The sequence below is a fragment of the Clostridioides sp. LIBA-2809 genome (assembly GCF_056688965.1).
Genome location: NZ_CP197004.1, coordinates 3,374,990 through 3,388,481 on the forward strand (window position 1 = coordinate 3,374,990; position 13,492 = coordinate 3,388,481).

Consider the following 13,492-nt stretch of genomic DNA (forward strand, 5'->3'; position numbering starts at 1 on the left):
TATTGATATTTACTTCCTAGAAGTATAATTTTATTTAAATTTAACCTTTTGACTTTTCTTAATTATGTCATCTAGTTCGTCAGGTGAATATTGAGTAAAGGTTTCATTGAAGTTATGAAACTTATTTTTACTCACATTAGGAGTATTCACATTTTTATGATTAGACTGCTTCTTCTCCTGTTTATTCTTTTTCTTCCTCTCAAACTCATTTTGATACTCTGTAAGTTCTAAATTAGTTTTTACACCTGCTTCTATCCAATTGTTTAATATTGTCTTTACATACTTATAATTCTTAACTCCATTTGATATTGCTTCATCAATAGCTCTTATAATTACATCAGCTTCCATTCCATCATCTAAGTAACTCATTAACTCTATAAAGTTATTAGGAGTAATCACACCTATATATTTTTCAAAGTATTTTTTTATATAGGTGGTTTTATCTTGTTGAGGTTGTTCATTAATAACAATAGTAGTAATATCATTATTTACTTTAAAGTCATTACTTACTACTTCCGTGTTTTCCGGTTTCCGAGAAACCCGGTTTCCGGGAAATCCGGTTTCCGGGAAATCAGTTTTTCGGGATTTTAGCTTCTGAGGATTTTCAAGTGGTATCTCATATACTTGATAATCATATCCTCCAAGCATCTTATTAGTATTAGAATCTCGACAAGGTGTTCTTGTTATATATCCATTTTCTATGAGCTCCCTTAAAATATTTGCTGTAGCATCCCTCCCATTTTTACTTCTTTTATATAAATCATTAACATAGATTTTCCAATGGTCGGGCTTACTAATCAGATATGAATGTAAACCTTTTGCTTGCCAGCTTAATTTTACATCTTCCAAACAAGTTTTATTTAAAACCACATATGGATTATCTTTGTCTTTGCTTACTCTTATAATCCCCACAATATCACCTGCCCTTATTGCTTATTTTCATAAGCATTACAAATAGTGTCATACTCTTGTTTTGTTAAATCTTTTATCTCTTTTCCAAATCTTTTAAATACTTTTTCTTTCAAACTTTCTTTATCAACATTTGCATTACTTGCTATTGCATATAACCTACTTAATTGTTTATCTGTTAAAATTCTATTGTTAGAATTACTTTTAGCTTCATTTTTGCCACTGGTTGCGTCAAAAGTGTCACTTTCAGTTATATTAAGTAACTGAATATATAAATATCTAGTTTGATAGGTTTCTATACCTCCTAGTGCTTGTAATTCATTAGAACCTTTAAGTTGCAAGTCTCTCATTGGAGAAGTGAATACAATCTGCTCTGATGGGTTTTCTCCATTAATTAATGTTAGAGTTGCATATTCATTTGTAAAGGTCACTATAGGGCATAGCTTAGCTTCTTCAAGTAATCCAGTTGCTTGTGGTAGAAAGTCTGCTAACTCAAAATACTTGAAGTTAGCGAACTTATTTTCTCCACTTTTCTTTAAATTCAACTTACTAAATTTAACTCTTACATTCATCAATTTAATGTAAATATTATTAATTTCCATGGTCCTCACCTACTCTTTTTTAGCTTTTGGAATTGTTAGTGTAGTTCCATATTCAATCCTGCAACCTTCGACCTCATGACCTTTTTTAATAAAGTCTTTTATACTATTTTTATCTACTTTTACAACTTGCTCTACTGTTTTATATATAGCAGGTATCTTTTCTTCATCTTCTATGACTAAGCTACCTGCTGACTTTCTTATACTTATATTTCCTAAAAATGTTTCTACTTTTTTAGTACCAAGTAGTTCCATACATTCCTTTATATTGCTTTTTAATCTGTCAAGAGCATTCTTCTTAATCTTCTTTAACTCTTGCATTCTCTTAATCTCTGAATCTATAGAGTTTATATCACTGTCAATGTTTAATATTACTGAAACTATCCTAGTGTTTTTATTTTGTATCTCTTGTTTTATTATTTCTTTTATTTCCTCTAGTTTTTCAGTTTCATTTCCTGTTGTTTCTGTTAAACCTTCTTCTATTTCTAATAAATCTGTAGTTAATTCATATAAAGTACTCATAATTTCCCTCCGTTTGTGCTATAATTAGCTTAATTAAATTTTGATATATTTATTTGAATTGAGCCACGGCAATGGCTCTTTTCTTATATCTGAACATCTATAGGTCTATCTCTTTCAAGTTCTTCTAAAATTAATTGAAATATCTTGCAATCCTCATTTTCTTCATATTCTTTTATTTCAATTTGTGTATCTATAATTTCTAGTAATGACTCAGCAAATATTTTTAATCTTTCGTTTACACTTTTTTCTCTTAAAGCATTACTCAATTCAATTTCTTCTGATATATTTCTTTCTTCTTTTTTTCTAAGTTTTGTATAAAGTTGCTCGTTTTTATTTATTTCTAAATTAGCTCTATTTAGTTGTTGTTCTACTGCATTTCTCACTATAATTAAACTTTTCATGATTAATCCCCCTTAATTTAGCATTTCAATACAATAATCATAGCTTATTGCATCATCTATAGTTATAGACGATTGTACTAAATCATCTAATTCTTTATCAAAATAAACTACTGTTAATTCAAATTCTTGTGATTGAGTTATTATACAATCGCTTTCAAAACCAAATCTTGCACATGTTACTCTGATTGCTTTACCTGCTTTAAGAATTTTTGTAGGAAATTTTACTTTAAGTATTTTCATATCACTATCCCCTTATTGTATTTTTTAAGACCTTCAAAACTTGCTTTCTTATTGTATTGCTTACAGAATTGTACATAAGCTATCAGTACTCTTACATTCAACTAAATCACCCCCTTTCTTTTTTTCATTACATCTTTATCTTTCATTGCATTTTTCATAATAAATTCTTCAAATGATATTCTATCAATCATGTACTTTCTTCCTATTTTTAAAGCAATAAAATCTTTTGTTATCATGGCTTCTCTTGCCATGTTTCTAGCTGTTACATCAGATATTTTCAAGTACTCACAAAATTCTTCTATAGTCATTAACTCCATTCTTTTAATTCCTTCTCTATCTAAAAACATCTTGATGATGTCTGTTGTATCATCTCTTCGCATTAACTCTTGTACTAAGTCTTTTGTGTCTATGAATTGTAATGCTACACTCATTTTCAAACCTCCTTCTCATATTAATTGAATATCCTGTATTTAGTTTTCAAGGTACTGTCATGATTTAACCTAATTTTTGCTTAAATCACTTGATATTCCATATTTTAAAGCCATATCTTTTACAATAGCCACATACCCCTCTATTAGCTTCTTATCATCTTGTATTACATCTAAATTGTTAACTTTCTCTCTTTTAGATTCAGATACACCTTCTTCTGCCATTTTTCTTCTTTTATTGATTAATCTTCTATGTAGGTCAACTCCAAATCTCTTATTTAATAATTCATAACTTTCTGTTCTAAGCATATTTATATGTTCAAAACCACCTTGTTTTTTTGCTATTCTTGCAATTAGTTGATGTGTATTTGTTCTCCAACTATTTGAGTCTAATGAAACTACATCTTTTATTGTTTCAACCTCTGTCTTTGCTTCTAAAGCAATGCTATTTGCTTGATTAACTTGAAGTCTTAAATCTTTCATTTCTTTTAAACTTTCTATTAATACATCTTCTATACAAGTTGGCTTATGTTGCTTAACTTTGAAATATGTTTCTTCTAAGTTATCAAACTGCTCCCAAGCTTTGTCAGTATCCAATATTTTGCAGTGTCTATTTGCTCCTCTTTCAGTCCAAAGATACATTTTTGAAGTAAATTTTAGGTTTTCATATTCTGTATGAATACCTTTAAAATTTTTTAAATCATCACCTTGCAATAAAAAATAATGTTTACCTTCAATAAATCTATCTTTGTTATTGTTAAAATTGTTGCTTATATTTCTTGCATCTGTTTCATATACATCTGCTAGTTGCTGTGTAGTTAAAACTCTTTCGTTATTTCTTTCTATTACTTGTAAGTTATTCATATTTTTCAGCTCCTTTTTCTTTAAATGTACTTTTAGTACAGTTGTTTTTCAAAAAAATATACTCTATTGAAGTATTGAAATAAGCTGCTATTTTTACAGCTGTATTTAGAGACGGTACTCTTTCGCCATTCTCTAAGAAAGCTATATACCTACTTGTAAGACCTAATTCAGCTCCTAACTGATTTCTACTTAGTCCTTTTTGTATTCTAAAATCTTTTAGTTTATTCATTTTTTCACCTTCTTTTACTTTATCTTATGTACTAATAGTACAGTACTATTAGTACATTGTCAATAGCTTTTTTAAAAAAAATGAGCTATAATTGATAATTAAGAACTAATAGTTCAATATAAATTAAAAAGGTGGCTAAATAACATGATTGGATATAGAATAAAGGAATTAAGAAAAGAAAAAGATATTACTCAAAAAGAACTTGCAACTTTTTTAGGTCTTACTCCTAAAATGATTTCTTTTTATGAGAAGGAAGAAAGATTTCCTCCACATGACATAATTTTAAAATTATCAGATTTTTTTAATGTATCTACAGATTATTTGCTTGGAAAGGTCAATGTAAAAAATATAGACAATCTTAGTGAGTTAGAGCTAATTGAAAATCTAAATTTCTCTGATGATATAAAAGAAGCTTTAAAACTAATTAGCGAATTAAGTCCTTCTAGTCAAGAAAAAATGTTCAAAATAGCAAAAGTATTTCTTGAAGAAGAACTTAATGAGAAAAAATAAGAAAGAGAAGAAAACTATTCTCTTTCTTTTTTATTTTCTTGTTTATAATATTCTTTTAATAATTCTATGTACTTTTCTAACTTCTCACTATTATTTTCTCTTAATTTGTTCAATGTATCCCCTGTGTCAATTAGTAGTTTTTTTGATTTTTCCACACGCCTTCCCCCTACTATCAGAACTTACGTTCTTATTTTTAGTCAAAATTCCCTAATGAATTTTAATAAAATATAACTATGTATTTTCATTTCTAAAAATATTTTTAGATTATTCAAAATTTTCTTGGATAATTATCTTACTTACATAATAATACTTTTGTTAAATATATGCAATAAAAAAAGGGGAATTGTAACAAAAAAATCGAATTTTGTAGAGTCTTGGTTATTTTTTCCATTCCTGTGTATTATTAATCGTCTTTTTAATTATAATTTTTTGTATTTTCTTGTTTATATAATATTTTTTATTATTTAATTTTAAAATCTTCGTTTTACTTTTTATACCATATAAATATAGTATTCTTTTCAAAACTATTTAATTCTATGTTTTTTCCTAATATACATAGCATTTATACAGAAAGTTTTATATACTTAAATTGTTATTGTCACAAAGTAGAATACACTAGAAATTAATTAAATACAAAAGGAGTAATTTTTTATGAGCATTTTGAATCTATTTAGAAAAAATAAAAACAAAAATAATGTTGATTGCAATGAAAAATCGAACGAATCAAAACAAAGCTATAATGATAGTACTACACTTTCACTAGAATGTAATTCTAATTCACCTCATAACATAGAAGTAAAAAATGAAATTAATAAAGTGCTGAATGTAAGTTGTAATGATACAACAAATTTATATGAATTAGAAAAACAAGCAAGAGAAAAATCAGATGCTTTATATGATATACATACTAATAGTATTAATAAGTTTAACCCACAAAACAATATATTAGAAACAGATACTAAACCACTTACATCAATAGAAAAATCTTTCCTAAAATACATAATTGGAGAAAATATATACGAGCCTTATATAGCAACCTATTGGACATATGAATATAATATTAACTATTCATATTTAATTTCTAAGTTTTTCAACATGGATTATCTTAAGATTTCAAATTACATTGAAGACCTTACTAAGTTAACAGTTTCGGAATTGAAAGAAATATTAAAATCTAATAATATTAAATCAACTGGTAAAAAGGCTGAATTAATAGAAAGGATAGAAAAAGAAATCTCATGCAAAGATTTATCTAATTTTTTTAATAGCTCCAACAAATATTATGCTTTAACAGATAAAGGAAAAGAACTGTTGAAAGATGTGCGTAAATCTGTTACTAAAAATACTGACCTAGAAGACCAGTGTTTAGAATTAATTTATATTGATAAATATGAGGAAGCATATGACTTAATTTGTAAATATGAATCCTCTAAAAATATCCAAAGAGGAATTAATATAAACTGGGAAAATCATAAAATTACACCTATGAAAATTGAGTCTTACAAAGCCATAAAGGAATTAGATATAAATTTAAAAGACACACTTTTAGATAACATAATTAAATCATCCTATATACTTTGTGATATGTTAGGAAATAACTCCAAAACTTCTATATTAGTAAAACGTTTGGTAGGAGAAAAAATTGATAATATCGAAATTAATAATGCTATAAATAGTATAAATGATGTAATATACAATCACTCTACTATAACATATAACGCAAATGATAGTATTAATAATAAAAATTTACATTATATGGATATTGTTAAAAATAACAAATCAATACCATTCGAAGTTAATAATAAAAATTACAACTTCAAAATTAATGAAAATGAAATCTACTTTTTTAATATACTTAAAATTAAAATGTACGAAAATGAATTAAAAAATAATTTTGTCTTTGATAGAATGTCAGATGGAGCATTTAATGTATTTGATACTTCAGATAACTTCATTGGTAAAGTTAAATTGCAAGGTAGAAAAAAATGGATAATGTACACGAAAAATGAATTTGGTTCAGAACATATTTATGGCGAATTAATTCACTTAATCGATGGTATTGATGCTTGGATTAAATATTCAAAGGAGTATCTAAAATAATAAAAGAGCTACTTAAAATGATTAAAACTAATTTTAAGTAGCTTTTCCTTATGTTCAAAATACTGATAACATACTTTTATAAGAATGTTATATTATTTTTATAATTTCTGTTAACATACCTTTATAATCCAACTAAATTCTTTTAAATAACTACCATTTTGTTTTATTTTTACCTTTTTTTGCAAATATATGGAAATTGCACATAAAATTTTATATACTTAAATTATTATTATCATAAAGTAGAACAAAAAATAAAAAAGGAGTTTTGATATGAACAATGAAAATGAACAGTTAAAAAGTGATTTACTCATCAACGATGAAAAAATCAAAAATCTTAATTTCAAGATACCCTGGTATTATTCTTTATGGACTATATCCATACTAATTCTTTCTACGTTTTCAACATACTCTATATCATTTATAGTTGCAATAATATTCTTATTTAAAAGAAATAAGATAATGAAAAAACATAAAGATAGCATTAGTATACTATTATCTGATGTCGAAAAAATCAATAATAAATATATTTTATTAAATGATGAAATTAAAATGAAAGAAAAACACTTTGAAGATTTATGTGAATCAAATGAAAATAAGTTAAAAGAATTATCCAATCTATTAGACAAAAAGAAAGTTGAAATTGATAAATTTGATTCAGAAAACCAAGATAAATTTAAACTTATCGAAGAACTAAAAATAGAAAAAGAAAGACTTGATAATCTTATAAAAGATAAAAATATACTTAAAGATAATATTAATACTTTAAATTCTCATTTAGAAGAATTAAAAAATGAAAGGGAAGAGCTTAGAGATATAAACACAACTTTAAAAAATAAAAAAGAAGAGCTAAAAAGATTATCAGAAGAATTAATACAGACTGAAGATGAGGTTCTGCTTCAATCATTTGGATTATATAATCCAAAATATGATTTTGAAAACTCTGATGAATATATGGAAAAATTAAAAGAAATAAGAGAAATGCAAAAACTATTAATAAGAAATAAAACAGGTGTAAAATATTCTGATTCTTGGACTGTTGATGGAAGTGTTCAAAAAGGTAGAACTATGACTAATCAAAATATTAAAACAGCTCTTAAACTCTTCAATAGTGAGTGCGACATTGCTATGTCAAAAGTTAGTTTTAAAAATATTGATTCTATAGAAAAAAGAATACGAAAAGCATTTACTGATACAAATAAATTAAATACTTCAAATAAGGTTTCTATAAAAGAAAACTATCTTAATTTGAAAATAGATGAGCTTTATTTATATTATGAATACCTTCAAATGAAAGAAGAGGAAAAAGAAGAACAAAGAGCTTTGAGAGAACAAATGAAAGAAGAAGCTCTTGTTCAAAAAGAAATTGAAAATCAGAAAAGAAAACTAAAAAAAGAAGAATTACAATTCAAGAATGAATTACTTAGACTAAAATCAACTATCCCAGAAGATGAAAATGATAAATTAGAATGGGAACAAAAAATTAATTCTATAGAAGAAAAACTAGCTTTGCTATCAAAAGATTTAGATGATGTATTAAATAGAGAACAAAATACAAGAGCAGGACATGTATACATAATCTCCAATATTGGTAGTTTTGGAGAAAATATATATAAAATAGGAGTAACTAGAAGATTAGACCCAACTGAGAGAATAAATGAATTAAGTAGTGCATCAGTTCCTTTTAAATATGATATACATGCGACTATATTTAGTGAAGATGCACCTAAATTAGAATCAGCTTTACATAAAGCTTTTGATAATAAGAGAGTTAACAAGGTAAATAATAGAAAGGAATTCTTCAAAGTTACGCTTGATGAAATAAGAACAGAAGTTGAGAAAAATTTCGATAAGACTGTGGAATATACAAAATTGGCAGAAGCACAAGAATATAGACAAACATTAAAAATACAAGAATTAAATAATAAATTAGCTTAAATATATTCAAACAATTATACTTTAATAAAATATTATTTTTGAATATCTATACCAATTTGTGATATAATAATAGCAAGGAGATAAAATTTACTTTTTAAAAGGTGAATTTCTCTAATTGATTAGAATTTAAAAGTTATTTCTTTAAATCACCCTTATTGGCGTTTGGGTGATTTTTTATTTTGTCATATATGAAAGCTGATACAATACCAGCTACTATACTCAATAAAAAGTTAATTAACATATAAATTCACCTCCTTCCTATATTGGAATTTGGCGTTTATATGAGAAAATCACCCTTCGCTTTTCAATTTTATTTTCCTTGCTAAAAATATTATAACATATAATTCTTACATATTTTACCTATATATTACTTTTTTAAAGATTCGTCTATATATTTCTGTATACATCTACTCTATCATCGAATAGAATTTATAACTTAGATTTGATATAATAAAACCATAGTTATTCAATATATTTTAAACATGAATAATACTTATAAAGGAGTGTACATATATGAATATCAAATCAGCTTTTATAAGAAAAAGAGGGGAAAAATTTCATGTATATGTGGAGTACATAGAAGAAACAACTGGCAAAATAAAGCAAAAAAGTTATGGAAGCTATGAAAAGAAAAAGGATGCTGAAAAACATTTAATTGAAATAAAGTCTACTATAAACAATAATAAGTTTATAACTCCAAACAAAACAACTCTTGTAGAGAGATGCTATAAGTACATAATGACAAATGAAAAAAATTGGTCTCCTTATACAGTTATAAATAGGAAATCTTGGGTTAAGAATTATATAGAACCTTTTTTTAAAGATACAATATTGATAGATGTAAACCCTAGCCTTCTTCAAATCTTTATAGATAAAAATTTTGATGGTTCTGCACCATCAACTGCAAAAGTTAGATATAATTTTCTATCTTCTGTTTTAAAAGAAGCTTATAGGCTAAAAGAAATATCTGAAAATCCTTGCGATTTTGTAAAATTGCCAGCTCAAAATGTTACATATGAAATTGAAATATATAATAGAGAAGAAACGCTATTGTTAATAGAGAAGTTGAAAGATAGTTTGATAGAGATACCCATTCTCTTAATGTTGCTGTTAGGTTTAAGAATTGGAGAGGTAGCTGGTCTTAGATGGTCTGATGTTAATTTAGATAATAGTATAATAAATATTAATCAAATTCTCATATATGCAAATAGCAAAATAACTTTTAAAGAACCAAAAACTGCAAAATCAAAAAGAGCGTTATCTGTTCCAAAAGAGTTAGTTGAAAAACTAAAAATAGAAAAATTAAAACAAAACAAAATGAAATTACAAGGTACACTTATAAATGAAAATAACTTAGTATGTCTAAATACAAATTTTAATGCTTGGATACCAACTGCATTAAGTAAAACTTTTCATAACTTTATTAAAAGAAATAATTTAAGAAATATTAGAGTACATGATTTAAGACACACAAACGCAAGTTTGCTTTTGCTAGGAGGTACAAATATGAAAGTTGTTTCAGAAAGATTAGGTCATACAGATATAAAAATAACTATGAATAGGTACTCTCATGTGTTAGAGGAAATGGACAAAGAAGCTTCTGATAATTTAAGTAAACTTCTATTTAAATAATAAAAACTGACTGTCAGTTAAATGTCAGTTGAACCTAAAAAAATAGGTTTTGTCAGTTAAATGTCAGTCAGTTAGTTTATAATAATTTCTTTTAAATACCGCTAAAACTGCACGTTTTAATACTTATTTATGTTTGTTTATATGTATTTATTATTCTTTAATAAAGTAGTAACTTCTTTTATTGCCTCATCACCTTTTGAATGACCGTAGTAATCATTATATTCTTTGAAAAAATCGATATCAACCATAACATATCCAATGGATAAAACCTCATCATCTTGGATTAATTTACTTATAAGTTTACTGCTGTATCTTCGATTATAAATTTTTGTAAGTTCATCTATATCTGCTACTGTTTGTAGTCTAACTTGCTTTTCCAACATAAGGTTTTGTTCTTTTTCTGTTTCATAGAGAGAAATAAGACTTTTGAAGCTTTCCCCCATTGATATCTTACCTATCACTTCTCCTTTTAATATGGTTTCATAAAAAGTTTCATAAATTTCATCAGTCTCATGTCCAAATAGAATTGCATATTGAACATGTAATTTTTGAATTTGTATAGTTATATTTTGATCCTTGTTGTTATACAATGTGTCTAATTGGTTTAAGCACCAGGCTGCCTCTTCTTCTCTTTTCAACAAAAGCAAAAACTCTATTAAATACAAATAAGTGGATTTCAGCAAAAACGCATCTTCCTTATTTTCAATCAACTTTTTTATCAAACTATCTATTTTATGTAATGCTTCTGTTTCCTTATTTTCTAATAATAGAAGACGTATTTCTCCTTCCATAAATAATAAAGGTAAAATGCCAACTTCACATTTTACACTTAAACATTTTTCATGATACTTCAGAGCTTTATCTAATTCTCCTTGAACACAAGAAAGGTGTAATAGATTCACAAGTATAGACTTGTAGTAAAAGAGTACACTTTTTATAGGAACATCTTTTATAACATCTAATGCTTTTGTATAGAACTGCTCTGCAATTGTATATACTCCACTTGTATAAAATATATCAGCAATATTGTTATAGAAAATAGCACATGATTTTTTATCTTTAATTTTATATGCAATTTTGATACCTTCTAAATATATAGTAAGAGCTGCTATTTCGTCACAAATAGTAACATTTCGCAAGCCCTCAAGTTTAAAATATTCAATTAACACATCAAAATAGTTTTTATGTTCAGCAAGTTCTCTTGCTTTTTCTGAATGAAAATTATAGGCATCTCCATCCCACTTCATCTGAAAATATTGTGCTAAATACACATGAGCCAGTGCTTGTCCATAGAAGTAGTTTAACTGTTCTGATATAGTTAGCAACCTATCACAATCGTGTTTATTAAATCTAGAATTATGTTCAAAACGATGCTGAATTCGATCAATCAGCAATTGAATTTGTTCAAGTGCTACATTATAGTTAGTCATTATGCACCCCTTCCATATCAAGTATTGATTTAGCATTATTTCTACCATTATTCTTAACAGCATATAGTGCTTTATCTACTTCGTCAAACAAATTAAGTACATCAACTTTAGTTGAAACGGTCTTATTCCCATAGCCAATTGACAATGTTATTATTTTTGAACATCGTGAATGTATATGTTCGATACTTTTTAATTTTATTGCTTCTTTTATTTGATTCACATAATTAGCCATTTGTTCAAGATTCAAGTCCCAACTAAGACAAATAAATTCATCGCCACCATAACGAAAGACTGCCATTTGTTCATTTGCATTATCTTTTAGGATACTAGCTACTTGTTTTAATATTTCATCACCTGCCAAATGTCCATAATAATCATTGTATTCTTTAAAGTAATCAATATCAAATATTGCAAGACCAATATTAGTATACTTATTGCTATTGAGAATTTCATCTTGCTTAATATTAAAATAATAACGATTGTATATATTGGTCAATTCATCATAATTGACAAGGTCATATAATTCTTTTAATACTTTTTTTGATTGATTATACTTAGTATATGTATCATTTAATTCAATCTTAGCACACAAACCCTCTATCTTTAACAAATTTGATTGAGCTTGTGCTTTTAAATATAAGCTATAGTAGTCACGATAATGAAGATACAGTTCCTTTTTTGTTTCAAATTGCTGTGAATACTGAATTTTCAACTTACACAATTTCAATAAAGGTTCTGGTTCATCTTCTTTTATTAATTCTTGTAAAGATTGTAATAATTCACTTGATTTTATTTTACTTTTAATATGTATCATTGCTTCTATTGCATTCATCAAAAATTCTATTAAGTAAACGCGATTTGGAAAAGTCATAAGTCCATCATTCTTCATTTCCTGCAGATAGTATAAACTCTTTTCTTGATTTTGTATCTCTGCATAATAAAGTAAATATCCATAATCAACATAGATTTTTAAATCTTTCTCTTCAAATGGAAGTGAACTCAATTCTTCAATAGTTGATTTCATCAATTCAAGCTTACCTAGTTTTAAATATATACTAATGAAATTAATTAACAACATTCGAAGAAAACGTGGTTTTGTATCTGGCAAAGAACGCAATACTTTCATTGCTTTATCTAAATAAAGCATTGCTTCATCATATAATTCGTAATCCAAATAATAAGAACTAATATTTCCATAATTTATACCAATTCGGTATTTAATGTCTAATCTTTCAGAAATGTCCAAGGCTTTTAAAGTATATTTAAATGCAGATTTTTTATCATATGAATTTGAAAAAAGCAAACTATGCATTGCATAAAATTTTTCTAATAACTCACTTGGTTTCTTTTCATCAATATACTCCTGTGCATACTCTAACTCTTTTGATACGCATTTCATATTTGATTCTACATAGAAATAATAATCGGCACGCCATACATATCCAAAAGCCACACTTTGCCAATCTTTATTTTCTTTTGCAAGCGAAATCAGTTTATCACAAATTCCACAAACAATATCATCGTTCACATTAATGTTTTTATGTATTTTACTCTTTAATTCCTCAATTTCACACAAAGTGTAGTTTTCAATCATGACATTACTCCAAATTTATTTTTTATAACATTATAACACGCAAGTGTAGCTTTTCACAATGAGATGTTTACAACACCTGTATTTGCTACATTTATCACA

15 protein-coding genes are annotated in these 13,492 nt (G+C 26.2%); 4 read left to right on the forward strand and 11 right to left on the reverse strand.

Annotated features, from left to right (window positions below; genetic code table 11):
• Positions 1 to 30: 30 nt before the first annotated feature.
• The 8 genes from ACTG44_RS16065 to ACTG44_RS16100 form a co-directional block, all read right to left on the reverse strand.
• Positions 31 to 912, reverse strand: a complete 882-nt coding sequence (locus ACTG44_RS16065; protein ID WP_021387457.1) for a DnaD domain-containing protein — start codon at positions 910 to 912, stop codon at positions 31 to 33.
• 14 nt (positions 913 to 926) lie between these two features.
• Positions 927 to 1,511: an ERF family protein gene (locus ACTG44_RS16070; protein ID WP_021387475.1), complete on the reverse strand. Its 585-nt coding sequence runs from the start codon at positions 1,509 to 1,511 to the stop codon at positions 927 to 929.
• 9 nt (positions 1,512 to 1,520) lie between these two features.
• Positions 1,521 to 2,030 carry a siphovirus Gp157 family protein gene (locus tag ACTG44_RS16075; protein WP_021387470.1) on the reverse strand — a complete coding sequence of 170 codons (510 nt, stop codon included), beginning with the start codon at positions 2,028 to 2,030 and terminating at the stop codon, positions 1,521 to 1,523.
• A gap of 83 nt (positions 2,031 to 2,113) precedes the next feature.
• The gene (locus ACTG44_RS16080) at positions 2,114 to 2,431 is read right to left on the reverse strand and encodes a hypothetical protein (RefSeq protein ID WP_021387460.1); all 318 of its coding nucleotides are present in this window, start codon (positions 2,429 to 2,431) and stop codon (positions 2,114 to 2,116) included.
• A gap of 12 nt (positions 2,432 to 2,443) precedes the next feature.
• Positions 2,444 to 2,671 (reverse strand): hypothetical protein, encoded by a 228-nt coding sequence (locus ACTG44_RS16085; RefSeq protein ID WP_021387459.1) that lies wholly within the window; start codon positions 2,669 to 2,671, stop codon positions 2,444 to 2,446.
• A gap of 101 nt (positions 2,672 to 2,772) precedes the next feature.
• Positions 2,773 to 3,102: a helix-turn-helix domain-containing protein gene (locus ACTG44_RS16090; protein ID WP_009894680.1), complete on the reverse strand. Its 330-nt coding sequence runs from the start codon at positions 3,100 to 3,102 to the stop codon at positions 2,773 to 2,775.
• Positions 3,103 to 3,171: 69 nt separating this feature from the next.
• Positions 3,172 to 3,963 carry an ORF6N domain-containing protein gene (locus tag ACTG44_RS16095; protein WP_009894678.1) on the reverse strand — a complete coding sequence of 264 codons (792 nt, stop codon included), beginning with the start codon at positions 3,961 to 3,963 and terminating at the stop codon, positions 3,172 to 3,174.
• Positions 3,956 to 4,192 carry a helix-turn-helix transcriptional regulator gene (locus ACTG44_RS16100; RefSeq protein ID WP_009894676.1) on the reverse strand — a complete coding sequence of 79 codons (237 nt, stop codon included), beginning with the start codon at positions 4,190 to 4,192 and terminating at the stop codon, positions 3,956 to 3,958. The genes ACTG44_RS16095 and ACTG44_RS16100 overlap by 8 nt, the downstream gene beginning before the upstream one ends.
• Positions 4,193 to 4,336: 144 nt before the next feature.
• Between ACTG44_RS16100 and ACTG44_RS16105 the strand changes: the two genes are divergently transcribed.
• Positions 4,337 to 4,702, forward strand: coding sequence for a helix-turn-helix domain-containing protein (locus ACTG44_RS16105; protein ID WP_009894674.1), 366 nt, complete (start codon positions 4,337 to 4,339; stop codon positions 4,700 to 4,702).
• A gap of 14 nt (positions 4,703 to 4,716) precedes the next feature.
• On the opposite strand, the gene ACTG44_RS16110 is transcribed toward ACTG44_RS16105, so the two are convergent.
• Positions 4,717 to 4,857 carry a hypothetical protein gene (locus ACTG44_RS16110; protein ID WP_009894673.1) on the reverse strand — a complete coding sequence of 47 codons (141 nt, stop codon included), beginning with the start codon at positions 4,855 to 4,857 and terminating at the stop codon, positions 4,717 to 4,719.
• A gap of 496 nt (positions 4,858 to 5,353) precedes the next feature.
• On the opposite strand from ACTG44_RS16110, the gene ACTG44_RS16115 reads away from it, so the two are divergent.
• From ACTG44_RS16115 to ACTG44_RS16125, 3 genes are all read left to right on the forward strand, one after another.
• A complete protein-coding gene (locus tag ACTG44_RS16115) occupies positions 5,354 to 6,802 on the forward strand; it encodes an SAP domain-containing protein (RefSeq protein ID WP_009894672.1) in 1,449 nt (482 codons plus the stop codon).
• Between the two features lie 270 nt (positions 6,803 to 7,072).
• Positions 7,073 to 8,737, forward strand: coding sequence for an SNIPE associated domain-containing protein (locus ACTG44_RS16120; protein ID WP_021387471.1), 1,665 nt, complete (start codon positions 7,073 to 7,075; stop codon positions 8,735 to 8,737).
• Positions 8,738 to 9,250: 513 nt separating this feature from the next.
• Complete coding sequence (locus ACTG44_RS16125) at positions 9,251 to 10,369, forward strand: site-specific integrase (protein WP_021387472.1); 1,119 nt, start codon at positions 9,251 to 9,253, stop codon at positions 10,367 to 10,369.
• Between the two features lie 137 nt (positions 10,370 to 10,506).
• On the opposite strand, the gene ACTG44_RS16130 is transcribed toward ACTG44_RS16125, so the two are convergent.
• Together ACTG44_RS16130 and ACTG44_RS16135 are read right to left on the reverse strand one after the other, a co-directional pair.
• Complete coding sequence (locus ACTG44_RS16130) at positions 10,507 to 11,799, reverse strand: diguanylate cyclase (RefSeq protein WP_479920821.1); 1,293 nt, start codon at positions 11,797 to 11,799, stop codon at positions 10,507 to 10,509.
• Positions 11,792 to 13,393: a diguanylate cyclase domain-containing protein gene (locus ACTG44_RS16135; RefSeq protein WP_021385798.1), complete on the reverse strand. Its 1,602-nt coding sequence runs from the start codon at positions 13,391 to 13,393 to the stop codon at positions 11,792 to 11,794. The genes ACTG44_RS16130 and ACTG44_RS16135 overlap by 8 nt, the downstream gene beginning before the upstream one ends.
• Between the last annotated feature and the right edge of the window lie 99 nt (positions 13,394 to 13,492).